The organism is Micrococcus sp. Mcc28 (genome assembly GCF_024519775.1).
In the GTDB taxonomy this organism is placed as follows: Bacteria; Actinomycetota; Actinomycetes; order Actinomycetales; family Micrococcaceae; genus Micrococcus; species Micrococcus luteus.
Window position 1 is genome coordinate 61,634 of record NZ_JALJRH010000007.1, and the last position, 23,246, is coordinate 84,879.

26 protein-coding genes are annotated in these 23,246 nt (G+C 72.8%); 22 read left to right on the top strand and 4 right to left on the bottom strand.

Annotated features, from left to right (window positions below; all coding sequences use genetic code 11):
* Window positions 1–18 precede the first annotated feature (18 nt).
* The 12 genes from NR073_RS05280 to NR073_RS05335 all read left to right on the top strand — a co-directional run bounded on the left by NR073_RS05280 (window position 19) and on the right by NR073_RS05335 (window position 8,437).
* Window positions 19–636 carry an adenylate kinase gene (locus NR073_RS05280; protein ID WP_036337959.1) on the top strand — a complete coding sequence of 206 codons (618 nt, stop codon included), beginning with the start codon at window positions 19–21 and terminating at the stop codon, window positions 634–636.
* A gap of 4 nt (window positions 637–640) precedes the next feature.
* Window positions 641–1,483, top strand: a complete 843-nt coding sequence (map, locus tag NR073_RS05285; RefSeq protein WP_036337962.1) for a type I methionyl aminopeptidase — start codon at window positions 641–643, stop codon at window positions 1,481–1,483.
* Between the two features lie 204 nt (window positions 1,484–1,687).
* Window positions 1,688–1,909, top strand: a complete 222-nt coding sequence (gene infA / locus NR073_RS05290; RefSeq protein ID WP_010080397.1) for a translation initiation factor IF-1 — start codon at window positions 1,688–1,690, stop codon at window positions 1,907–1,909.
* A 35-nt stretch (window positions 1,910–1,944) separates the two neighbouring features.
* The gene (gene rpmJ / locus NR073_RS05295; RefSeq protein WP_002857509.1) at window positions 1,945–2,058 is read left to right on the top strand and encodes a 50S ribosomal protein L36; all 114 of its coding nucleotides are present in this window, start codon (window positions 1,945–1,947) and stop codon (window positions 2,056–2,058) included.
* A gap of 274 nt (window positions 2,059–2,332) precedes the next feature.
* Window positions 2,333–2,701 carry a 30S ribosomal protein S13 gene (rpsM, locus tag NR073_RS05300; protein ID WP_017487821.1) on the top strand — a complete coding sequence of 123 codons (369 nt, stop codon included), beginning with the start codon at window positions 2,333–2,335 and terminating at the stop codon, window positions 2,699–2,701.
* A gap of 83 nt (window positions 2,702–2,784) precedes the next feature.
* Window positions 2,785–3,189: a 30S ribosomal protein S11 gene (rpsK, locus tag NR073_RS05305; RefSeq protein ID WP_002857513.1), complete on the top strand. Its 405-nt coding sequence runs from the start codon at window positions 2,785–2,787 to the stop codon at window positions 3,187–3,189.
* 131 nt (window positions 3,190–3,320) lie between these two features.
* Entirely contained in the window at window positions 3,321–4,319 is a 999-nt protein-coding gene (locus NR073_RS05310) for a DNA-directed RNA polymerase subunit alpha (RefSeq protein ID WP_036338052.1), read from the top strand.
* A 75-nt stretch (window positions 4,320–4,394) separates the two neighbouring features.
* Complete coding sequence (rplQ, locus tag NR073_RS05315; protein WP_036337966.1) at window positions 4,395–5,084, top strand: 50S ribosomal protein L17; 690 nt, start codon at window positions 4,395–4,397, stop codon at window positions 5,082–5,084.
* A 117-nt stretch (window positions 5,085–5,201) separates the two neighbouring features.
* Window positions 5,202–6,095, top strand: coding sequence for a tRNA pseudouridine(38-40) synthase TruA (locus NR073_RS05320; RefSeq protein ID WP_036337969.1), 894 nt, complete (start codon window positions 5,202–5,204; stop codon window positions 6,093–6,095).
* A 277-nt stretch (window positions 6,096–6,372) separates the two neighbouring features.
* On the top strand, window positions 6,373–6,816 hold the full coding sequence (gene rplM, locus NR073_RS05325) for a 50S ribosomal protein L13 (RefSeq protein ID WP_036337972.1): 444 nt from the start codon (window positions 6,373–6,375) through the stop codon (window positions 6,814–6,816).
* Window positions 6,817–6,857: 41 nt separating this feature from the next.
* Window positions 6,858–7,346, top strand: a complete 489-nt coding sequence (rpsI, locus tag NR073_RS05330) for a 30S ribosomal protein S9 (RefSeq protein WP_036317791.1) — start codon at window positions 6,858–6,860, stop codon at window positions 7,344–7,346.
* A 290-nt stretch (window positions 7,347–7,636) separates the two neighbouring features.
* The gene (locus tag NR073_RS05335) at window positions 7,637–8,437 is read left to right on the top strand and encodes a polyphosphate kinase 2 (RefSeq protein WP_372970635.1); all 801 of its coding nucleotides are present in this window, start codon (window positions 7,637–7,639) and stop codon (window positions 8,435–8,437) included.
* A gap of 71 nt (window positions 8,438–8,508) precedes the next feature.
* Here the strand turns inward: NR073_RS05335 and NR073_RS05340 are convergent, their stop codons facing one another.
* Window positions 8,509–9,309 (bottom strand): peptidoglycan recognition family protein, encoded by an 801-nt coding sequence (locus tag NR073_RS05340; RefSeq protein WP_036337975.1) that lies wholly within the window; start codon window positions 9,307–9,309, stop codon window positions 8,509–8,511.
* A 160-nt stretch (window positions 9,310–9,469) separates the two neighbouring features.
* On the opposite strand from NR073_RS05340, the gene glmM reads away from it, so the two are divergent.
* Entirely contained in the window at window positions 9,470–10,825 is a 1,356-nt protein-coding gene (gene glmM, locus NR073_RS05345) for a phosphoglucosamine mutase (protein WP_029248315.1), read from the top strand.
* Window positions 10,826–10,833: 8 nt separating this feature from the next.
* Window positions 10,834–11,061, top strand: coding sequence for a hypothetical protein (locus tag NR073_RS05350; RefSeq protein ID WP_010080407.1), 228 nt, complete (start codon window positions 10,834–10,836; stop codon window positions 11,059–11,061).
* A 94-nt stretch (window positions 11,062–11,155) separates the two neighbouring features.
* Here NR073_RS05350 and mscL read toward each other — a convergent pair whose 3' ends face one another.
* The 3 genes from mscL to coaA are packed head-to-tail and all read right to left on the bottom strand — an operon-like array spanning window position 11,156 to window position 13,395.
* A complete protein-coding gene (mscL, locus tag NR073_RS05355; protein WP_036337978.1) occupies window positions 11,156–11,578 on the bottom strand; it encodes a large conductance mechanosensitive channel protein MscL in 423 nt (140 codons plus the stop codon).
* A gap of 59 nt (window positions 11,579–11,637) precedes the next feature.
* A complete protein-coding gene (locus tag NR073_RS05360) occupies window positions 11,638–12,381 on the bottom strand; it encodes a M15 family metallopeptidase (protein ID WP_036337981.1) in 744 nt (247 codons plus the stop codon).
* 3 nt (window positions 12,382–12,384) lie between these two features.
* The gene (gene coaA, locus NR073_RS05365; RefSeq protein ID WP_036337984.1) at window positions 12,385–13,395 is read right to left on the bottom strand and encodes a type I pantothenate kinase; all 1,011 of its coding nucleotides are present in this window, start codon (window positions 13,393–13,395) and stop codon (window positions 12,385–12,387) included.
* 74 nt (window positions 13,396–13,469) lie between these two features.
* On the opposite strand from coaA, the gene galE reads away from it, so the two are divergent.
* The 8 genes from galE to tsaE all read left to right on the top strand — a co-directional run bounded on the left by galE (window position 13,470) and on the right by tsaE (window position 23,238).
* Window positions 13,470–14,525 (top strand): UDP-glucose 4-epimerase GalE, encoded by a 1,056-nt coding sequence (gene galE / locus NR073_RS05370; RefSeq protein WP_256748657.1) that lies wholly within the window; start codon window positions 13,470–13,472, stop codon window positions 14,523–14,525.
* A gap of 50 nt (window positions 14,526–14,575) precedes the next feature.
* Window positions 14,576–16,447: a glutamine--fructose-6-phosphate transaminase (isomerizing) gene (gene glmS / locus NR073_RS05375; protein ID WP_206451950.1), complete on the top strand. Its 1,872-nt coding sequence runs from the start codon at window positions 14,576–14,578 to the stop codon at window positions 16,445–16,447.
* Between the two features lie 157 nt (window positions 16,448–16,604).
* Window positions 16,605–18,734 carry a glycogen debranching protein GlgX gene (gene glgX, locus NR073_RS05380; RefSeq protein WP_036315853.1) on the top strand — a complete coding sequence of 710 codons (2,130 nt, stop codon included), beginning with the start codon at window positions 16,605–16,607 and terminating at the stop codon, window positions 18,732–18,734.
* A complete protein-coding gene (locus tag NR073_RS05385) occupies window positions 18,731–19,462 on the top strand; it encodes a hypothetical protein (protein ID WP_041103288.1) in 732 nt (243 codons plus the stop codon). The genes glgX and NR073_RS05385 overlap by 4 nt, the downstream gene beginning before the upstream one ends.
* Window positions 19,459–19,839, top strand: a complete 381-nt coding sequence (locus NR073_RS05390) for a holo-ACP synthase (protein ID WP_010080417.1) — start codon at window positions 19,459–19,461, stop codon at window positions 19,837–19,839. Before NR073_RS05385 ends, NR073_RS05390 begins: the two co-directional genes overlap by 4 nt.
* Window positions 19,836–21,413, top strand: a complete 1,578-nt coding sequence (locus tag NR073_RS05395) for an NAD(P)H-hydrate dehydratase (RefSeq protein ID WP_256748658.1) — start codon at window positions 19,836–19,838, stop codon at window positions 21,411–21,413. Before NR073_RS05390 ends, NR073_RS05395 begins: the two co-directional genes overlap by 4 nt.
* Complete coding sequence (alr, locus tag NR073_RS05400) at window positions 21,410–22,615, top strand: alanine racemase (protein ID WP_230259681.1); 1,206 nt, start codon at window positions 21,410–21,412, stop codon at window positions 22,613–22,615. The genes NR073_RS05395 and alr overlap by 4 nt, the downstream gene beginning before the upstream one ends.
* Window positions 22,612–23,238, top strand: a complete 627-nt coding sequence (tsaE, locus tag NR073_RS05405) for a tRNA (adenosine(37)-N6)-threonylcarbamoyltransferase complex ATPase subunit type 1 TsaE (protein ID WP_036338011.1) — start codon at window positions 22,612–22,614, stop codon at window positions 23,236–23,238. Before alr ends, tsaE begins: the two co-directional genes overlap by 4 nt.
* Window positions 23,239–23,246: the final 8 nt, after the last annotated feature.

Consider the following 23,246-nt stretch of genomic DNA (forward strand, 5'->3'; position numbering starts at 1 on the left):
GACAGTGAGGAACACACGATGACCCGCATGCTGCTCATGGGCCCTCCCGGTTCCGGCAAGGGCACCCAGGCCACCCGGATCGCCGACAAGCTGGGGATCGTCCCGATCTCCACCGGTGACATCTTCCGCCACAACGTGAAGTCGATGACGCCGCTCGGCGTCGAGGCCAAGAAGTACATCGACAACGGCGACTTCGTCCCCGATGAGGTCACGAACCGCATGGTCGCGGACCGCATCGCCCAGGCCGACGCGGAGCACGGCTTCCTGCTGGACGGCTATCCGCGCACGAAGGGCCAGGTCGAGGCGCTGGACGCCATGCTCGCCGAGGCCGGCCAGTCGCTGTCCGCCGTCGTCGAGCTGGAGGTGCCCGACGAGGAGCTCGTGGAGCGCCTGCTCAAGCGTGCCGAGATCGAGGGCCGCGCGGACGACACCCAGGAGGTCATCGAGCACCGCCTGGACCTGTACCACCGCGAGACCGAGTCCGTCATCCAGGAGTACGTGGAGCGCGGCATCGTCGCCCGCGTGGACGGCACCGGGCAGATCGACGACGTCACCGAGCGCCTGCTGCAGGCCGTGTACTCCGTGCGCGCCGCCACGGGCTCCCTGCCCGTGATCCAGCCGGGCGCGGAGTCCTGACCCCGTGATCGGCCGCCGCTCGCTCGAGCTCAAGACCGCCCCCCAGCTGCAGGCCATGCAGCGCGCGGGGGTGGTCCTGTCCGAGGCCCTGGACGCCACGCTGACCGCGGCCGCGCCGGGCGTCACCACCGCGGAGCTGGACGCCGTGTTCGCGGGCGTCCTGGCCGAACGCGGTGCGACCTCCAACTTCCTGGGCTACTACGACTTCCCGGCCTCGATCTGCACCTCGGTCAACGACGAGGTCGTGCACGGCATCCCCGGGGACCGGGTCCTGCAGACCGGCGACGTGCTGAAGGTCGACGGGGGCGCGATCGTGGACGGCTGGCACGCCGACTCGGCCCGCACGGTGATCCTGGGCTCCTCCGCGGCCGGCACCGCGGACCCGGCCGACGAGCGCCTCTCGGCGATCACGCGGGAGGCACTCTGGGTCGGCATCGCGGCCTTCGCCTCCGCCACCCACGTCGGGGACATCGGGGACGCCATCGACGACTTCGTCTCCGCGCAGCCGGGCGAGGAGCTCGGCATCCTCGAGGAGTACGTGGGGCACGGCATCGGCTCGGCCATGCACCTGCCGCCGGACGTGTTCAACTACCGCACCGGCCACCGGGGGCCCAAGATCCGCCCCGGTCTGGCGCTCGCCATCGAGCCGATGCTGGTGCGCGGCTCCATCGACACGAAGGTGCTCGCGGACGACTGGACCGTGGTGACCCTCGACGGCGCCCGCGCCAGCCAGTGGGAGCACTCGGTCTGCCGGCACGACGCCGGCGTGTGGGTGCTCACCGCTCCCGACGGCGGCGCCTCCGAGCTCGCCCGGTTCGGCGTGGTCCCGGTCCCGCCGGGGGAGTGAGGGGCCCGAGCTGTCGGCCGTCCGTCCCGCCCGTCCGGCGGGCCGGGCGGCCGTCGTCGTCCGTGCTGGTTCTCAGACCGAGAATGCGGTATCATCGAACGTTGTTCGTGTGCGCGCACTCGTGTGCGCCGGCGAGCAGACCCGTTCCCGCCCCGTCATCCGGCCCTCCGCGGCCGTGCCCGGGGCATGACGATTGTGGAGGACATGGCTAAGAAGGAAGGTGTCATCGAGGTCGAGGGCACGGTGTCGGAGGCATTGCCGAACGCGATGTTCCGGGTCCGTCTGCAGAACGAGCACGTCGTGCTCGCCACGATCTCCGGAAAGATGCGTCAGCACTACATCCGCATCCTCCCCGAGGATCGCGTCGTGGTGGAGCTTAGCCCGTACGACCTCAACCGGGGTCGGATCGTGTACCGATACAAGTAAGAACCCCCGTCCAAGCGAGCGCAGGAGGAAGAGCCGTGAAGGTTCAGCCGAGCGTGAAGCGGATTTGTGACAAGTGCCAGGTCGTGCGCCGTAAGGGCCGCGTGCTGGTGATCTGCTCGAACCCGCGCCACAAGCAGCGCCAGGGCTGATCGCCTCCCCGGGAGCCCGGGGAGCGACGCCGTCGCGTTGACCACACCACCCACCGGCCATCGGGCCGAACAGCAGGGACAGCGGTCCACCCCGTGAGGGGAGGGCCCCCACCTCCGGCCGCAGGGGCCGGAGACCGACGACGGCGGACGCCCGCCGCGGAGCACGCCGGATCTTCCCCGGCGCCGCGACGACGGGTCCGCGAGGCCCAGTGCCGCGTCGTACGGGACGTCCCTGGTGCAGACCCCTGCTGCAGAAGAACAGGAGGACGGCCACATGGCTCGTCTTGCAGGCGTTGACATTCCGCGCGAGAAGCGCGTGATCATCGCACTCACGTACATCTACGGTGTGGGCAAGACCCGCGCTGAGGAGACCCTCGCCGCCACGGGCATCGACCCGAACATCCGCGTGAAGGACCTCTCCGACGAGCAGCTGGTGCAGCTGCGCGACCACATCGAGGGCAGCTACAAGGTGGAGGGCGACCTCCGCCGCGAGGTGGCCGCCGACATCCGTCGCAAGGTGGAGATCGGCTCCTACGAGGGCCTGCGCCACCGCCGCGGCCTGCCGGTGCGCGGCCAGCGCACGAAGACCAACGCCCGTACCCGCAAGGGCCCCAAGAAGACGGTCGCCGGCAAGAAGAAGTGATCCTGCACCGGCGGTGACCGCGTCCACGTCCGGACGCCCCGCCCGCAGCATCAGCACCAGCAGCTTTCCCGGAGGAGAATCACATGCCCCCCAAGACTCGCGCATCGGCTGCCCGCAAGCCGCGTCGCAAGGCCAACAAGAACATCACCGTGGGCCAGGCCCACATCAAGAGCACGTTCAACAACACCATCGTGTCCATCACGGACACCACGGGTGCCGTCATCTCCTGGGCCTCGTCCGGCGAGGTCGGCTTCAAGGGGTCGCGCAAGTCGACCCCGTACGCCGCGCAGATGGCCGCCGAGCAGGCCGCCAAGCGTGCGCAGGAGCACGGCATGAAGAAGGTGGACGTCTTCGTGAAGGGTCCGGGCTCGGGCCGCGAGACCGCCATCCGCTCCCTGCAGGCCGCCGGCCTCGAGGTGGGGTCCATCCAGGACGTCACCCCCATGGCCCACAACGGCGCTCGCCCGGCGAAGCGCCGCCGCGTCTGACCTGAGCGCTGTGTCCGCGTCCGCCCCGCCCGGGGCGGACGCGGACAGGTCTGCGGACCTGCCCCCACCCCGTCCTCGTTTCCACCCACCGCGTGCGTCATATGGCGGACGCTCGCCGAAAGGAAATGTCCGTGCTCATTGCACAGCGCCCCACGCTGACCGAAGAGGTCGTCTCCGACCGTCGTTCCCGGTTCGTCATCGAGCCCCTGGAGCCCGGCTTCGGCTACACCCTCGGCAACTCCCTGCGCCGCACTCTGCTCTCGTCGATCCCCGGTGCTGCCGTGACCAGCATCCGCGTGGACGGCGTGCTGCACGAGTTCAGCACCGTCAACGGAGTCAAGGAGGATGTCACCGAGATCATCCTCAACATCAAGAAGCTCTCCGTCTCCTCGGAGAACGACGAGCCCGTGGTGGCCTACCTGCGCAAGCAGGGGGCCGGCGTCGTCACCGCCGCGGACATCACCGCGCCGGCCGGCGTCGAGATCCACAACCCGGACCTGCACATCGCGACCCTGAACGCGAAGGGCAAGTTCGACATGGAGCTGACCATCGAGCGCGGTCGCGGCTACGTGACCGCCGCCCAGAACAAGTCCGCGGACGCGGAGATCGGCCGTATCCCGGTCGACTCCATCTACTCGCCGGTCCTCAAGGTGACCTTCAAGGTCGAGGCCACCCGTGTGGAGCAGCGCACCGACTTCGACCGTCTGATCCTGGACGTGGAGACCAAGGAGAACATGCTGCCGCGTGACGCGGTGGCCTCTGCCGGCTCCACCCTGGTCGAGCTGTTCGGCCTGGCCCGCTCGCTCAACGTCGAGGCCGAGGGCATCGACCTGGGTGACGAGCCCGAGGTCGTCGAGGGCTCCGCCGACCTGGCCCAGCCGATCGAGGACCTCGAGCTCACCGTGCGCTCGTACAACTGCCTCAAGCGCGAGGGCATCCACACCGTGGGCGAGCTCGTGGGCCGTTCCGAGGCCGACCTGATGGACATCCGCAACTTCGGCGCGAAGTCCATCGACGAGGTCAAGGAGAAGCTCCAGGAGCTGGGCCTGTCCCTCAAGGACTCGCCGGCCGGCTACGACCCGCAGGCGCACGCGCGCCAGATGGACGACGACCCGTTCTCGGACTTCTGAGCCGATTCCGCACCACCTGACATCTTCGACCCGACGCCGCAGCCGGCTGAAGGGTCCCACCCGAGGAGAAACACCATGCCTACCCCCACCAAGGGTCCGCGTCTGGGCGGCAGCCCGGCCCACGAGCGCATCATGCTGGCGAACATGTCCGCCCAGCTGTTCGAGCACAAGTCGATCACCACGACGCTCACCCGCGCCAAGCGCCTGCGCCCGTACGCCGAGCGCCTGATCACCTTCGCCAAGAAGGGCGATCTGCCGGCCCGCCGCAAGGTGCAGGGTCTCATCGCCGCCAAGAACCGCACCAACAAGGCGGTCGTGCACGAGCTGTTCACCGTGATCGGCCCGGCGATGGCCGAGCGCAACGGCGGCTACACCCGCATCACCAAGATCGGCAACCGCCAGGGCGACAACGCGCCCATGGCCGTGATCGAGCTGATCATGGACCCGATCTCCGGCAAGCAGGCCGTGGTGCGTGAGGCCGAGCAGGCCGCCGCGTCCGCGCCGGCCGCGCCGGCCGAGTCCACCCCGGTGGAGGCCGTCGACCCGGCCGCCGCCGAGATCGACGGCGCCGTGCCCACCAACGAGGACGGCTCGGCTCCGGCCGAGGCCACCATCAAGGGCAACGCCAGCTCGAAGAAGTACCACGTCCCCGGCTCGCGCTGGTACGACCAGACCACCGCCGAGGTCTGGTTCTCCACCGTCGAGGAGGCCAAGGCCGCGGGCTTCGAGCCCGCCGGTGGCGAGGCCGCCCAGAAGATGGCCTGACGCCATCGCGTGAGTCCGCGTCCGTCCCCGTGACGACGCATCGGCGAGGGCCGTCCACCACTCGGTGGGCGGCCCTTCGCCGCCCCCCGCCCCGCCCCGACCCGCTTGAGGAGCAGCATGAGCGAGCAGCACCGCCCGGACGCCCCGCCGGCGCCCGGGGATCCCGCGTCCGTGCGCGTCCGCCTGGACCTGGCCTACGACGGCGGCGCCTTCCACGGCTGGGCCCGCCAGCCCGGTCTCGACTCGGTCCAGGGTGCGCTGGAGGACGGGCTCGATCGGATCCTGCGCCGGCCCGTGCGCACGGTGGTCGCCGGACGCACCGACGCGGGGGTGCACGCGCGCGGCCAGGTCGTCCACCTCGACCTGACCGAGGCGGAGTGGGCGGGCCTGACCCGCGGCCGGCCCGGCCTGGAGCCGGCCACCTCCCTCACCCGACGCCTCGGCGGGGTGCTCTCCGGGTGGGGCGGGGCCGTCGTCGTGCACGGGGCGCGGCGGGCCCCCGGGGGCTTCGACGCGCGGTTCAGCGCGCTGTGGCGCGAGTACGAGTACCGGATCGACGACGCACCCGCCGCGCGTGATCCGCGCACGCGGGGCTTCACCCACTGGCACGGCGCCGCCCTGGACGATCGCCTCATGGCGCTGGAGGCCGACGCCGTCCTCGGACTGCACGACTTCCTGTCCTTCTGCCGGCCCCGCGCGGGTGCCACGACCATCCGCGAGGTCCAGCACCTGGAGGTGCGACGCGATGAGGACGGCGTCGTGCGCATCCGGATCCGGGCCGACGCGTTCTGCCACAACATGGTCCGGGCGATCGTCGGGGCGCTGCTGCAGGTGGGGGAGGGGGCCCGCGAGCCCGGCTGGCTCGCGCACCGGGTGGCGAGGCCGGCCCGCGACTCCGAGGTGCGCCTCGCCCCGCCCGGGGGGCTGACGCTGCTCGCCGTCGGCTATCCCGACGAGGAGAAGGAGCTGCGCCGGCGCGCCGAGGGCACCCGGGCGAAGCGGACCCTGTGAGCCGGGGTCGCCCGCGGCGGCGGCTTTTGGCTCCGGGGCCCGCGTTCGGTAGGATGGGTGGACGTTGCGCATGCCCGCACCCGGATGCGTCGTGCCGCGAGTGGCTCAGTTGCATGGCCTTCAGCTCGCGCCGCACCCCCGGGGCATCGGGCCCGGACGCCTTCCAGCCCTCACCTGGGGGACCGGCGCGCACGGAGAACTGACAGCGCGAGCGCGCCGGAATCACGACCCGGCGGGCAGGTGCTGTGGACCACCACCGACCCTGAAGGCAGACAACGTGCGTACGTACTCTCCCAAGCCTGGTGACGCCGACCGTCAGTGGCACATCATCGATGCCACCGACGTCGTCCTCGGCCGCCTGGCCTCCCACACCGCCGCCCTCCTGCGCGGCAAGCACAAGCCGACGTTCGCCCCCCACATGGACATGGGCGACTACGTCATCATCGTGAACGCCGAGAAGGTCGCCCTCACCGGCGCCAAGCTCGAGAAGAAGCGCGCCTACCGCCACTCGGGCTACCCGGGCGGCCTGAAGTCGCAGTCCTACGCCGAGCTGCTCGAGACCAACCCGGTCCGCGCCGTGGAGAAGGCCGTCAAGGGCATGCTCCCGAAGAACTCGCTGGCCGCCCAGCAGCTCTCCAAGCTGAAGGTGTACAAGGGCGCCGAGCACCCGCACACCGCCCAGCAGCCCCAGACCTTCGAGATCGGCCAGGTCGCCCAGTGACCCCGGCGGGCCACTGACGCAGACCTTCCCTGAGGAGAACCATGAGCATCAACGAGAACGACGACGTGGAGCTGACGAGCTACACCTCTGAGTCCACCGCCGCCGCCGAGGCCCCCGTCGCCTCCGAGCGCCCGGCCCTGACCGTGCCCGGCTCCGCCGTCGGCCGCCGCAAGGAGGCCGTGGCCCGTGTGCGCCTCGTCCCCGGCTCCGGCCAGTGGACCATCAACGGCCGCGCCCTGGAGAACTACTTCCCGAACAAGCTGCACCAGCAGGAGGTCTCCGACCCCTTCACGCTGCTGGAGCTGACCGGCGCCTACGACGTGATCGCCCGCATCCACGGCGGCGGCCCCTCCGGCCAGGCCGGTGCGCTGCGCCTGGGCATCTCCCGCGCCCTCAACGAGATCGACCGCGAGCACAACCGCCCGGCGCTCAAGAAGGCCGGCTTCCTGACCCGCGACGCGCGCGTCATCGAGCGCAAGAAGGCCGGCCTCAAGAAGGCCCGCAAGGCCTCGCAGTTCTCGAAGCGCTGATCCTGCGCCGCACGGTGTCCCCACCGTGCCCCCGCCGACGCCCCGTCCCGCTCCTCACGAGCGGGGCGGGGCGTCCGCCGTCTCCGTGGGCCGGCGGCACCTGACCCAGAGGTAATATGAAGACGCATGGCGACGACGCCCTGACGGGCCGCTCGCCCGTCCGGTGCGCGGTCCGGTCGAAGACACCCTCAGGAGCCGCCGTGGCCGAGAACATGAGTCCTACGCCTGACCCCGCACCCGTGGCGAGCACGGCGCGGAGCACGCCGCGCAGGACCCCTTCGCCGTGACCCGTGACGACGCCGCCGAGGTGGACGAGATCCGGGAGCTCGGCCGCACGCTCGGGGGGAGAAGAAGACCCCACCCCGGACCCGCAGGCCTGGCGTGAGGGCTACCCGTACAAGCCCAAGCTCAGCCTCAAGAGCGACGAGCGACACAAGCGTGAGCTGCAGATCGAGCTGCTGAAGATGCAGCTCTGGGTCAAGCAGACCGGCCAGAAGGTCCTGATCATCGTCGAGGGCCGCGACGCCGCCGGCAAGGGCGGCGCAATCAAGCGCTTCAACGAGCACCTCAACCCCTGCGGCGCCCGGACCGTGGCCCTGGAGAAGCCCACGGAGGAGGAGGCCCCGCAGTGGTACTTCCAGTGCTACATCCAGCACCTCGAGTTCATGCGCGAGACCCCTGAGCTGGAGCGCATGCTCGTCAACTCCGGCGTGCACATCATCAAGTTCTGGTTCTCCGTGTCCCAGCGTGAGCAGCTCAATCGCTTCGCCGCGCGGGAGACCGACCCCGTGCGTCGCTGGAAGCTCTCGCCCACCGACCTGGCCTCCCTGGACAAGTGGGACGACTCCACGAACGCGAAGGAGGCCATGTTCTTCTACACGCACACGGCCGACGCCCCGTGGACCGTCGTGAAGTCGAACGACGAGAAGCGCGCCCGCCTCGAGGCCATCCGCCATGTGCGGCACACGCTGCCCTACCCGGACAAGGACGAGCGCATCGTCCACCGCCCCGCCCCGCAGGTCTGCGGCCCGGCCAACGAGCTGGCCGAGTACGGGGAGGTCTTCGGCGGATCGTTCCCGCGCGTGCGCTGACCGGGCCGCACACGACGGCGCCCCTCATCTTCCGGTGAGGGGCGCCGTCGTGTGCGGGGGCGGGTGCGGGTTCAGCCGCGCTCCTCCTCCAGGTACTCCGGGGTGACGTGTGCGTCGTCGAAGAGGTTGTCCGCCCCGAAGTCCTCCGAGACGTGGTACTCGCCCGAGGCCAGGGAGAGGCGGACGTCCTCGCGCAGGATCGGCAGCTTGGCGTAGAACGCGTCGCCGCAGCAGCTGGTGGCGGTGACGTCGCGGTGGCCGATGATGCGGGACGGCGGCAGCTCGTACTGCTGGCAGATGTAGGCGGCGAGCGGCACCAGGCCGGCGTAGAGGCTCTGCGGCGGCGGGTTGAGCATGTACAGCCCCTCGCACTCGATGCCGAGCGCATACGCGTTGAAACCGAGCGCGTGGACGCCGAGCATGAACGTCTGTCCGCCCTCGAGCGCGTGCCGGGAGCCGTGGCGGCCCTCCATCGCGAAGCCGCCGCGGGAGACGGTGAAGTGCTGCCCGGTGTCGCCCCAGTCGTTCGCGGAGCCCATGTGCGCGTTCTGGATCACCTGCGCGATGCTCTCCGCCGCCTCCCGGGAGCCGTCCGTGACGTTCGGAGTGGTGGTGTGGTGGATCACCAGGTAGGAGGGGCGCTCGTTCAGGGTCTGCAGGTAGTAGTTGGGCTGCATGGCGCCCCACTGCGCGGTGGTGATGATGTCCGGGGCGGGCAGGCGGGTGGCCTGCTCGTCGCCCTCCGAGCTCTGCTCGGCCTGCTCATCACGCCCGCAGCCGGCCACGCCGGCGGCGATCGCCAGGCCCGTGCCGCCCAGCACGCTGCGGCGCGTCCAGGAATGGGGGAGCGGGGGCGGGGTCACGTCGGGCATGGATCGAGGTCCTTCGGGTTCGGGGCGGGGCCTCCCGGGCGGATGTGAGCGGACGGGCGCGGCCGCGGGGGCTCGACCGGTCCGATGCTACCGCCCCCCGGCCCGTTTCGTGACCCTCCCGTGATGCAGGCCGCAGGGGCGGCCCCTACACTGACTGATCATGTCGAGATTGTTCGGAACCGATGGCGTCCGTGGCCTGGCCAACGAGACCCTCACCGTGGAGTTGTCCGTCCAGCTGGCCCAGGCCGCCTCGCCCGTCCTCGGCGCGGAGGCCTTCGACGCCGGCCGACGCCCGGTCGCCGTCGTGGCCCGGGACCCGCGCATCAGCGGTGAGTTCATCGCGGCCGCCGTGCAGGCGGGCCTGGCGTCCTCCGGCGTGGACGTGTGGGATGCGGGCGTGCTGCCGACCCCCGCCGCCGCCTATCTCGTGGGGGACCTGGACGCCGACTTCGGCGTGATGATCTCCGCCTCCCACAACCCGGCCCCGGACAACGGCATCAAGTTCCTCGCGCGCGGCGGCGAGAAGCTGACCGACGCGCAGGAGGACGAGATCATCCGTCACCTCGAGGGTGTGACGCCGCGGCGGCCCCAGGGCGCGGACGTGGGCCGCGTGCGCGTCTTCGCGGACGCCGAGGACCGCTACGTCCTCCACCTCCTGCAGACCCTCCCGCACCGGCTGGACGGGCTCAAGGTCGTCTTGGACTGCGCCCACGGTGCGGCCGCCGGCTGCTCGCCCGAGGCGTTCCGCGCCGCCGGCGCGGAGGTCGTCGTGATTGGCGCGTCCCCGGACGGGCTCAACATCAACGACGGCTACGGCTCCACCCACCTCGAGAAGCTCCAGGCGGCCGTGCGCGAGCACGGTGCGGACCTCGGCATCGCGCACGACGGCGACGCCGACCGGTGCCTCGCCGTGGACGAGCGCGGCGAGGTCGTCGACGGCGACCAGATCATGGGCGTCATGGCCGTGGCACTCAAGGACCGCGGCGTCCTGCGCGACGACACGCTGGTCGTGACCGTCATGTCCAACCTGGGCCTGAAGCTGGCCATGGGCCGGGAGGGCGTCCAGCTCGTCGAGACCCAGGTGGGCGACCGCTACGTCCTGGCCGGCATGAAGCTCGGCGACTACTCGCTCGGCGGCGAGCAGTCCGGCCACGTGATCTTCTCGGACCACGCCACCACCGGCGATGGGGTCCTCACCGGCCTGCAGCTCGCCTCGCGCGTCGCCGAGACCGGCACCCCGCTCTCCGAGCTGGCCGCGGTGATGGACCGGCTGCCCCAGGTCCTCGTGAACGTGCGCGGCGTGGACAAGTCCCGCGCCGCCGAGGACGAGGCCGTCCAGGCGGCGGTCGCCGAGGCGGAGGCCCGCCTCGGCGAGACCGGCCGCGTGCTGCTGCGCCCGTCGGGCACGGAACCGGTCGTGCGCGTCATGGTCGAGGCCCCGGACGAGGAGACCGCCGGCCGGGAGGCCCAGGTGCTGGCCGACGTCGTGCAGCGCGAGCTGCGCCTGCACGACTGACCGGACCGATGACGTCGGACGCGGCCCCCCGGCCCCGCCGCTGGACCCTGTTCGCGGGGCTGCTCGCGGGGCTGGCGGTCCTGTGGTCGGCCGCGTTCCTCGCCGTGGACGCGCCCGTGTGTGCGCGGCAGAGCGCCCCCGTGGAGTGGTTGCCGTGCCTGGATCCGGACCGGCAGGACTCGGAGGTCGCCCCGGACGCCGGGTCCAGCGCGGACCGGACGACGTCGCGGCCCTGAGGACACGGCCCCGGTGCCGCCGAGGGCATGAAGGAAGGGCCCGGGGCGACTCGCGTGAGTCGTCCCGGGCCCTTCGGCGTCGGACAGGGGGAGATCAGAGGGTGGTGGTCCCGGAGGTGGGGCCGCCGCGGCGCTCGGCGAGCAGGTCGCGGATCTCGGTGAGCACGGCGACGTCGGCGGGCACCTCCTCCTCGGCGGGGTCGATGCCGAGGCGGCGGTTGCGGGCCTCGACCATCTTGTTCATCGGCATCACGATGGCGAAGTACACGGCCGCGGCGATGAGCAGGAAGTTGACGATGGCGGTGAGCAGCACGCCGAACTTCACGTCGTTGCCGTTGACCGTCAGCACGGCGAACGAGTCGAAGTTCGGCGAGCCCACGGCGGCGGCGATGAGCGGCATGAGGACCGCCTCGACGAGCGCGTTCACGATCTTGCCGAAGGCGGCGCCGATGATGACGGCGACGGCCAGGTCGAGGACGTTGCCCTTCATGATGAAGTCTTTGAATCCCTGGAGCATGGGGAGAATCCTACGTGTGGCGAATTCGGCGCGGTACACCGTCGAGCGAGTCGTGCGTCTCAGTCCGCGTAGTCCGGCGCCGGAGGCAGGCCCCACGCGGTCTCGAGGACGCCGCCGGCCGCCTCGACCCGGGCCGCCTCCGCGGACCCGACGTAGCGCAGGTGCCACGGCTCGTGGGCGAAGCCCGTCACGTCCTCGGCCCCGACGGGATAGCGGATGACGAACCCGTACTCGGCGGCGTGCGCGGCCACCCAGCGGCCCGCGGCGGTGTCGCCGAAGCACGCTTCCAGGTCACACGCGGGGGTCGCGGCGTCGCCCACGTCCCAGGCCAGGCCGGTCTGGTGCTCGGAGTACCCCGGACGCGCCGAGACGCGGTCGGCCTCGGCGCGGCCCAGCTCGTCGACCCAGTGGCCGTACGTCCGGACCTGGTAGTCGTACGAGCGGTAGGCGCTCAGGGTGGTGAGGCGGTGACCCGCCGCCGCGGCGGCATCCAGCAGGTCACCGGCCGCCGTCGCGGCCTCCGCCCGCAGGGACAGCTCGCTGCCGGGCACGGCCACCAGATCCGAGGGCGCCCAGTCGGGCGGAGCCACGGGGCGGGTCTTGTTCACGACGACGTCGAGGGCGGCCGGGTCGGCGTGCGTGCTCGACGACGGCGCCGTGCTCGAGGCGGCGCGGGACGACGCGGCCGCGCTCGCGGAGCCGGAAGCCGGCGTCGCCGGGGACGGGCCCGCGGCGGGCGTGCCGCAACCGGCCACGAGCAGCGCGAGCGCGGCCAGCGCGGCGAGAGGGAGGGTGCGACGCATGGATCAGACCTTCCTCAGCAGCACGCGGGTCACCTCGTGTTGCGCGTTCTTCGTGAGCACCAGCCGGGCGCGCCCGCGGGTCGGGCGCACGTTCTGCTCGAGGTTCGGGCCGTTGATGGAGTCCCAGATGGACTCGGCCGTCGCCTGAGCCTCGGCGTCCGACAGGGAGGAGTACCGGTGGAAGTAGCTGCGCGGGTCGGCGAAGGCCCCCGAGCGCAGACCCATGAACCGGTCGATGTACCAGGACCGGATCCAGGACGCGCGCGCGTCCACGTACACCGAGAAGTCGAAGAAGTCGGAGACGGAGAGCCCGGCGGTGCCGTCGGCCCGGGTGCGCGGCGGGGCCAGCACGTTGAGTCCCTCCACGATCAGCACGTCGGGACGGTGCACCACCTGTTCCTCGCCCGGCACGATGTCGTAGGTGATGTGCGAGTACACGGGCGCGCGCACCTCCTGCGCCCCGGACTTGACGTCCGCCATGAAGCGCAGCAGCGCGCGGCGGTCGTAGGACTCGGGGAAGCCCTTGCGGGACATGATGCCGCGCTCGTGCAGCACCGCGTTGGGGTGCAGGAAGCCGTCCGTGGTGACCAGCTCGACGCGCGGTGTGGTCGGCCAGCGGCGCAGCATCTCCTGGAGCACGCGCGCCGTCGTCGACTTGCCGACGGCGACCGACCCGGCCACCCCGATCACGTACGGGGTGCGCCCCGTCCGCTCGCCGAGGAACGCGTTGGTCGCGCTGCGCAGGGCCGCGGAGGCCTCCACGTTGATGGTCAGCAGGCGCGAGAGCGGAAGGTAGACCTCGGCGACCTCGCGCAGGGACAGATGCTCGCCGAGGCCGCGCAGACGCTCCACGTCCGCCTGGTCGAAGGGCTGCGCCATCTCCGAGGCGAGACGGGCCCAGGTCTGGCGGTCCAGCTCCACGAAGGGGGAGCGCTGGTGGCCGTCGGGCACGGCGTCCGCGGACTCCTCGGGGCCCACGAGGGGCAGCTCGGAGGTCGGGGGGGTGTAGGTCACCCGATCCATTATGGCCGCGGCCCGCCCGGAGCGGGCCCCCGCGTGACGTCACAGGGCCCGGATAGGATCGGCTCATGCGCGTTCTCGTGACCGGCGGCGCCGGATACCTGGGATCCCACACCGTGCTCACGCTGCTCGAGGCGGGCCACGACGTCCTCGTCCTGGACAGCCTGGTCACGGCGACGACGACGTCGCTGGAGCGCGTCGCCGAGCTCGCCGGAACGCGTCTGGGCGGGTCGCGGCTGCGCCTGCACGTGGCCGACATCCGCCGCCCCGAGGACTACCGCGGGGCGCTCGCGGACTTCGGCCCGGCCGCACTCGTGCACTTCGCCGGGCTGAAGTCGCCCACCGAGTCGATGACCCGCCCCGCCGCCTACTACGACGTGAACGTGGGCGGCACGGCCGCCGTCGCCGAGGCCGCGCTCGCGGCCGGCGCCCGCACGGTCCTGTTCTCCTCCTCCGCGACCGTGTACGGCGACCGCGCGCCGGTGCCGGTCGCCGAGGACGCCGCCACGGACCCGGTCTCGCCCTACGGGCACTCCAAGCTCATGGCGGAGCAGGTGCTGCGCGACGTCTGCGCCACGGTCGACGGCGGCGGGCTGGCGATGCTGCGCTACTTCAACCCGGTCGGCGCGCATCCCTCCGGGCGGCTGGGCGAGGACCCGAGCGGGGTGCCGGCGAACCTCATGCCCTTCGTGGCGCGGGTGGCCTCCGGCGCGTACTCCGAGCTGCGGGTGTTCGGCGCGGACTTCGACACGCGCGACGGCAGCGCCGTGCGCGACTTCATCCACGTGATGGACCTCGCGGAGGCGCACGTGGCCGGGCTCGACTGGCTCGCGGCCCGGGTGGCGGCCGGGGGCGGTACGACGACCCGGGTCTGGAACATCGGCCGGGGCGAGGGCGTCACCGTGTTCGAGATGGTGCGCGCCTTCGAGGCGGTCACGGGCGGCCGCATCCCCTACCGCGTGGTCGAGCGCCGGCCCGGGGACATCGCCGAGTCGTGCGCCGCCGTGGACGCGATCGGCGCCGAGGTGGGCTGGCACGCCCGACGCGATGTGACCGCGATGGTGCGGGACCTCTGGGCCTGGCAGCAGGCCAACCCCGCGGGGTTCTCGTCCCGGACGGAGTGACCCGGCCCGCCGTGCGCCGAAGTCGGGTCCGGCCCGGTATTCTCGTGCGCATGTGCGGAATCGTCGGATACATCGGCCAGCCCCAGTCGGATCGTGAGCACGGCGCTCTCGACGTCCTGATGGAGGGCCTGCGTCGTCTTGAATACCGCGGATACGACTCCGCCGGTGTGGCCGTGGTGGACGGCGGTCAGCTGTACCACCGGAAGAAGGCGGGCAAGCTCGCCAACCTCGCCGAGGAGCTCGCCGAGCACCCCATCCCCACCGGTCTCGTCGGCATCGGCCACACCCGGTGGGCCACCCACGGCGGCCCCACCGACCGCAACGCCCACCCGCATGTGGCGGACGAGGGCCGCCTGGCGCTCATCCACAACGGCATCATCGAGAACTACGCCGAGCTGCGCGAGGAGCTGCTCGCCAAGGGCGTCGAGTTCCTCTCCGAGACGGACACCGAGGTGGCCGCCCGCCTCCTCGCCGACGTCTACCGGCACGCGGCCGGCCAGGACCTGACCCGCGCCATGCAGCTGGCCTCCCAGCGCCTCGAGGGTGCCTTCACCCTGCTGGCCGTGCACGTGGACCACCCGGACCGCGTGGTGGCCTCGCGCCGCAACTCGCCGCTCGTCGTCGGCCTGGGCGAGGGGGAGAACTTCCTCGGCTCGGACGTCTCCGGCTTCATCGACTTCACCCGCGAGGCCATCGAGCTCGAGCAGGACCAGGTCGTGACGATCACGGCCGACGCCGTCGAGATCTCGGACTTCCGGGGCGGCCCCGCCGACGGCAAGCGCTTCACCGTGGACTGGGACGCCTCGGCCGCGGAGAAGGGCGGCTTCGAGACCTTCATGGAGAAGGAGATCCACGACCAGCCCCAGGCCGTGCAGGACACCCTGCTGGGCCGCACGGACGCCGCCGGCGCCCTGATGCTGGACGAGCTGCGGATCGACCCCGAGGAGCTCAAGGCCGTCGACAAGATCATCGTCCTGGCGTGCGGCACGTCCGCCTACGCGGGCACGGTGGCCAAGTACGCCATCGAGCACTGGTGCCGGATCCCCGTGGAGGTGGAACTCTCCCACGAGTTCCGCTACCGCGACCCGATCATCGACCCGCACACCCTCGTGGTGTCCATCTCCCAGTCCGGCGAGACCATGGACACCCTCATGGCGGTCCGCTACGCCAAGGAGCAGGGCGCCCGCACCGTGTCCATCTGCAACACCAACGGCTCCACGATCCCGCGCGAGTCGGACGCCGTGCTCTACACGCACGCCGGCCCCGAGATCGCCGTCGCCTCCACCAAGGCGTTCCTGGCGCAGATCACCGCCGCCTACCTGCTGGGCCTGTACCTGGCCCAGCTGAACAAGAAGCTGTTCAGCGGCCAGATCAAGGACATCCTGGCGGACCTCGGGGCGATCCCCGGCAAGATCGAGGAGATCCTCGCCGCCAAGGACCAGGTCAAGGAGCTCGCCCGCTCCATGGCCGACGCCACCTCCGTCCTGTTCCTCGGCCGCAACGTCGGCTACCCGGTGGCCATGGAGGGCGCGCTCAAGCTCAAGGAGCTCGCCTACATCCACGCCGAGGGCTTCGCCGCGGGCGAGCTCAAGCACGGCCCGATCGCCCTGATCGACGACGGCCAGCCGGTCTTCGTGGTCATGCCCTCGCCCCTGGACCGTCACTCGCTGCACGCCAAGGTGGTCTCGAACATCCAGGAGGTCCGCGCCCGCGGCGCCCGCACCTTCGCCGTCGCCGAGCGCGGCGACGCGGCCGTGCGCGGCCAGGCCGAGGTCGTCTTCGAGGTCCCCGAGACCCAGCCGATGCTCATGCCGCTGCTGACCACGGTCCCGCTGCAGATCTTCGCCCTCGAGCTCGCCACGGCGAAGGGCTACGACGTGGACCAGCCGCGCAACCTCGCCAAGTCCGTCACGGTGGAGTGATCCGCCGCTGAGGCCACCGAGACCTCTCCTGCCGGGCCCGGCCGCCACACAGCGGCCGGGCCCGCGACGCGTCCGGGACGGTGTCCTCCCGCCCCAGTAGACTCCCCGAGGAGGCCCGCCGCACCCGGCGGGCCGCACGACGAGACCCCGGAGAGCCATGCACACAGTGGAGATCGGCCAGCCGTACCCCCTCGGGGCCACCGTGGACGAGACCGGCACCAACTTCGCCCTCGCGGTCTCCCGCGAGGTGGAGGCGGTCGAGCTGTGCCTCGTCGCCGACGACGGCACGGAGACGCGCATCCCTCTCGAGGAGCGGCACGGCACCACATGGCACGCCCACGTGGCGGGCATCGGCCACGGGCAGCGCTACGGCTACCGCGTGCACGGCCCCTGGGACCCCGCCCGCGGCCTGTGGCACAACCCGGCCAAGATCCTCGTGGACCCGTACGCGCGGGCGTTCACCGGCGACTACGAGTGGGGCCAGCAGCACCACTCGTACGACTTCGACGAGCCGGACCGCATCGACACCTCGGACAACCTGGGCACGAGCATGCTCGGCGTCGTCGTCGCCGAGGACTTCGACTGGGGCGATGACGCCCCACCCGCCGTCGAGCTCACGGACACGGTGATCTACGAGACCCACGTCAAGGGCATGACCAAGCTGCACCCCGCCGTCCCCGAGGAGCTGCGCGGCACCTACGCGGGCATGGCCCACCCGGAGGTGGTCCGCCACCTGACCGAGCTCGGGGTGACCGCCGTCGAGCTGATGCCCGTGCACCAGTTCGTCAACGACGCCACCCTGCAGGAGAAGGGGCTGAGCAACTACTGGGGCTACAACACGCTCGGCTTCTTCGCCCCGCACGCCGCCTACGCCTCCTCCTCGGAGGTGGGCGGCCAGGTCCGCGAGTTCAAGCAGATGGTGAAGGACCTGCACGCCGCTGGTCTCGAGGTGATCCTCGACGTGGTCTACAACCACACGGCCGAGGGCAACGACAAGGGCCCCATGCTCAGCCTGCGCGGGCTGGACAACGCCGGCTACTACCACCTCGTCGAGGGCGACGAGCGGCACTACATGGACTACACGGGCACCGGGAACTCGGTGGACCTCTCCAGCCCCAAGGCCCTCCAGCTGGTCATGGACTCCCTGCGCTACTGGGTCACCGAGATGCACGTGGACGGCTTCCGGTTCGACCTGGCCACCACCCTCACCCGGGTGGAGGGGGAGCAGGGCCCGGACATGTTCTCCGGGTTCTTCGACGTGGTCCGCCAGGACCCGGTGCTGCGCACCGTCAAGCTCATCGCCGAGCCGTGGGACGTGGGCTGGGGCGGCTACCAGGTGGGCAACTTCCCCGGCCTCTGGTCCGAGTGGAACGGCATGTACCGGGACGCGGTACGCGACTTCTGGCGCGGCGAGCCCGGCACCCTCGGCGAGTTCGCCACCCGCCTGACCGGCTCGGCCGACCTCTATGAGGGGGACGGGCGCGGCCCCGGTGCGTCCGTGAACTTCGTCACGGCCCACGACGGCTTCACGCTGCGCGACCTCGTCTCCTACAACGAGAAGCACAACGAGGCCAACGGCGAGGACAACAACGACGGCGAGGCGCACAACCGCTCGTGGAACTGCGGCGTGGAGGGGGAGACCGACGACCCCGAGGTCGTGACGCTCCGCGCCCGCCAGCGCCGCAACTTCCTGGCCACCCTGCTGATCAGCCAGGGCGTGCCCATGATCAGCCACGGCGACGAGCTGGGCCGCACCCAGGGCGGCAACAACAACGTCTACTGCCAGGACAACGAGATCTCGTGGATCGACTGGTCCGCCATGGACGACTCGCTCGTGGCGTTCACCCGCGACCTGATCGCGCTGCGCCGTGACCACGCGGTGTTCCGCCGTCGCCACCACTTCGACGGTCGCCCCGCGGCCCGCGACGTCGAGGCGCCCCTGCCGGACATCGTGTGGCTCGAGCCGGACGCGACCGCCAAGACGGAGGACGACTGGGGCGCCGAGGCCCGGTCGATCGGCTTCTACCTCAACGGGCACATGCTCACCCGCGGGGACGAGGAAGGGGAGGAGCCCTACCGGGACTTCTACGTCCTCATGAACGCGTGGTGGGAGCCCGTGCCGTACACCCTGCCCGGGCCCACGTTCCCGGCGGAGTGGGAGGTCGTCGTGGACACCTCGTCCCACGTCGCCCCGGACGGCACCCGCCCCCGCGTGCGTGCCGGGGACGTGCTTGAGCTCCCGGCCCGCTCCACCGTCGTGCTGCGGCAGGTGCCCGAGGGCGCATGAACGAGCGGGTCGACCGGGGGCGCGTCCGCCGTGGCCTGCCGCGGTGGGCGCGGGCCCTCTGCGCCACCGTGGCCACCCTGGCGGCGCTGGCACTGGCCTTCGGCGCGGGGTGGGCCACGCACGCCGTGACGGACCCGCACCCGGACGACGCACCGCGTGTGGACGCCCTCCTCGTCCTCTACAGCCAGCCCCGCGTCTACGACGCCGCGATCGAGCTCGCCGCGTCCGGCCTCACCGACCGGCTCTTCGTCTCCGCGTACCTGGGGCCGGACGGGCACGAGAAGCTGTGCGGCGGCCCGGAGGAGCGCGACCCGCGGCTGGCCGGCGTCACCGTCGAGTGCTTCGCGCCCGATCCGGTGACCACCCAGGGCGAGGTCATCCACGCGGGCGAACGCATGCGCGAGCTCGGCCTGCACCACCTGGGCGTGCTCACCTTCCACCAGCACGTGGAGCGCGCGCGGCTGCTGGCGGAGCGGTGCTTCACCCCCGAGGAGGGCCGTGTGTCCCTGTACGCGTTCGACGCCGGCTTCGACCGGCTCGGCCGCCTGCAGCACGGCGTCTACGGCGTGCTGGCCTACGGGAAGGCGATGCTCACGCCGGGCTGCGACCAGCAGCTGCCCGGCGTGCTGCAGTGGCCGCTCGACCTGGCCAAGCGACTGCGCGGGCAGCCCGTCGGGGACGAGGCCGGCGCCGTCGTCGTGGGCGCCCGGCGGGCGGGGGCGGCGTGATCGTCGGCGTGGGGGTGGACGTGGTGGACGTCCCGCGGTTCCGGGCGCAGCTCGAGCGCACCCCGGCGCTGCGCGCACGCCTGTTCACCGAGGATGAGCGGGACCTGCCGCTGCGCTCGCTGGCCGCGCGCTTCGCCGCCAAGGAGGCGATCGCCAAGGCCATGGGCGCCCCGCCCGGGATGATGTGGCACCACTGCTGGATCCCGCGCCCGGACCACGGCGACGGCCGCCCCACCGTGCACCTGACCGGCACCGTGCAGGCCCAGGCCGAGGCCCTGGGCATCACCCACTGGCACCTCTCCCTCAGCCATGACGGGGACGTCGCCACCGCCTACGTGGTCGCCGAACGCCGCGCGGCCGAGGAGGAGTCCGCATGACCGCCGATGACCTGACCCGCATCGCCGTGACCGGCTCGGCCGTGCGCACGGCCGAGGAGCCCCTGCTCGCGGCCGGCCGCGGCCCGGAGCTGATGCGCGCCGCCGCCTGGGCCCTGGCCGAGCACGCCGCGGCCCTGCTGCGTGAGCGCGGCCCCGTGGCCGGGGCGACCGTGGCCGCCCTCGTCGGCCCCGGCAACAACGGCGGGGACGCGCTGTTCGCCCTCGCCTTCCTGCGCCGCCGGGGCGTGGCCGCGGTCGCCGTGCCCGTCCGCCGGGACGACGACGGCGCCCCGCGCTGGCACGCCGAGGGCTGGGCTGCGCTGCAGGCGGCCGGGGGACGCCGCGCGGACGCGGTGCCGCCCGAGGCCGCGCTCGTGGTGGACGGCGTGCTCGGCACGGGCTTCACCGGCGAGTATGAGCTGCCCGCCGCGGCGCGCGCGCTGTCGGCGGAGGCGCTCGTGCTGGCGTGCGACGTGCCCTCCGGCGTGGACGCGGACACCGGCGAGGTGCGGGGGGAGGCCCTCCGCGCGGACGCGACCGTGACGTTCGGCGCCCTCAAGTCCGGTCTCGTCCTCGGGGAGGGGGCGGCGCGCGCGGGCACCGTGCACGTGGTGGACATCGGGCTGGGACCGCACCTGCCGACGTCGCCGGCCGCGCGGCTGGGCGTGATGGACGAGGCCGCCGCACGGACCGCCCACCCGGCCCCCGCAGCCGAGGCCCACAAGTACACGCGCGGCGTGGTGGCCGTCGTCGCCGGATCGGAGCGCTACCCGGGGGCCGCCGTGCTCGCGAGCGCGGGCGCGCTGCAGACGGGCGCGGGCATGGTGCACCACGCCGGCCCGCAGACCACCCGGGACCTGGTGCTCGCCGCCCACCCCGAGGCGCTGGTCTCGGCGGAGGGGCCCGAGCCGTCGCGCGCGGACGCCTGGGTGGCCGGCCCCGGCCTGGACACCGAGCACGACGCGCGGCGGCGCTGGGCCGGCGTCCTCGCCGCGCTCGAGGAACGGCCGGAGGCGGCCCTGGTCGCCGACGCCTCGGCCCTGGACCTGGTCACCGCCGCCGAGCTGCGGTCGCTGCGCGCGGCCGGCACGCCCGTGGTCCTGACGCCGCACGCCGGGGAGTGGTCCCGGCTGCGCGAGCGCGTCCCCGCGGACGGCGACGACGCCGCCGACCCGCTGGCGGCGCTGCGGGCGTGGACCGCTGCGCACGGGGCCACCGTCCTGCTCAAGGGCCCGCGCACCCTCGTGGTCGCCCCGGACGGCGAGGCGTGGGTCGTGACCGGCGGCGGGCCCGACCTCGCGATGGGCGGCACCGGCGACGTGCTCTCCGGGGCGATCGGTGCCGTCCTGGCCGCGGACGTGGCGCGGCGCTCGCGGGCGCGCCGGGCCGGGGAGGATCCCGGCCCGGCGCCCACGGCCCGGCTCGCGGCCGCCGCTGCCTGGCTGCACGCCCAGGCCGGGACCGACCAGGCCCGCGCCGGACGGATCACCACGGCCACGCTGCCGACCGCGCTGGGCGCGCGCGTCGCGCGCCTGTGGTGGCCGGACGACGCCGAGCCGGAGTCCGTCCGATGAGCCTCGCCGACGTCAACCCGGCGGACACCGAGCGCGCCGTACGCATCGACCTGGCGGCCGTCCGGCACAACGTGGGCGTGCTGCGGGAGCGGATCCGGCGCCCCGACGGCAGCCGGCCGCTGCTGACCGCCGTCGTCAAGGCTGACGCCTACGGCCACGGCGCGGTGGCCGTCGCCCGCGCCGCCGCGGCCGCCGGCGCGGACCGGCTCGGCGTGGCCCACGTGCGCGAGGCCCTGGCCCTGCGCGCGGCGGGGGTGCGCCTGCCCGTGCTCGCGTGGCTGCACACCGGGGCCACGGACTTCGCCGCCGCGGTGGAGGCGGAGGTGACCCTCGGCGTCTCGGGCTGGGACCTCGACGCCGCCGCCGACGCCGTCCGCGGGCTGCGGGCCCGCGGCGGGGCCGGACAAGACGTCCGCGCCGTCCTGCATCTGAAGGCGGACACCGGCCTGGGCCGCCACGGCTGCACGCCCGAGCGGTGGCCCGCCTTCGTGGCGCATGCCGCCGAGCTCGAGGCCGCGGGCCTCGTGCGGGTGGAGGGCGTGTTCTCCCACCTCGGCGTGGCGGACGAGCCGGACCGGGCCGCCGAGACCACGGCGCAGCTGCTGCGGTTCGAACGGATGGCCGCCGAGGCCGCCGAGACGCTCGGCCACCCGCTGCTGCGCCACCTGGCCAACACGCCCGCCGCCCTCGCCCGGCCGGACACGCACCTGGACATGGTGCGCGTCGGCCTGGGCCTGTACGGGCTCTCGCCGTTCGCGGACGTCACCGCGGCCGAGCTCGGGCTGCGCCCCGCCATGTCCCTCGTCACCGTCCTGGCCAACGTCAAGGCCGTCCCCGCCGGGCAGGGCGTGTCCTACGGATTCCGCCACGTCACGGCGGAGCCCACCACCCTCGGGCTCGTGCCCGTCGGCTACGCCGACGGCGTCCCGCGCGTCGTCGAGGGCACGCGCGTCCAGGTCGGCGGCCGGACCGTCCCCGTGGTGGGCCGCATCGCGATGGACCAGTTCGTGGTGGACCTCGGCCCGGACGCCGCGGACGCGCCCGGCGACGCCGTCGAGCTGTTCGGACCGGCCTCCGGCATTCCGGTGGAGGAGTGGGCCGCGGCCGCCGGGACGATCAACTACGAGCTGGTGACCCGCATCGGAGGCCGCGTGGACCGGCAGCACGTGGACCCCACGTCGACCCAGGAGGCCCGCCCATGAGCGACCACGAGTTCCCCGCCCCCGGCCCGACCCTGCCCGAGCCCGTGCTGACGGCGACGGTCCCGCTCGAGGGCGCCGACGGCACCCGGGCGTTCGGCCGCGCCCTCGCCGGGGTGCTCCGCGCCGGCGACGTGCTGATCCTCACGGGCGACCTCGGCGCGGGCAAGACGACCTTCACCCAGGGGCTGGCCAGCGGATTCGGCGTGGCCTCCGGCGTGGTCTCGCCGACGTTCGTCCTCTCCCGCGTCCACCCCGCTCCGGCCGACGCCCCGGCGGGCACCCCGGACCTCGTGCACGTGGACGCGTACCGGCTGCGCTCGGCGGGGGAGCTCACGGACCTCGACCTGGACGCGAGCGTGGACCGATCCGTGACCGTCGTCGAGTGGGGCCGGGGCATGGCCGAGTCCCTCGCCGGGTTCCCCGAGGACCCGGACGCCTCGTGGCTGGACATCGAGATCGTCCGGGCCCGCGGGGGTGAGGACGCCCCCGCGGCCTCGGCGGGGGAGGGCGAGGACGGCATCGTCACCGACTTCTCCGACGAGGACGGGGGCCAGGCCGAGGAGCTGCGCTCGGCCGTCGTGACCGGCCGCGGCCCGCGCTGGGCCGGCGTCGTGCTTCCGTAGACTGGCGG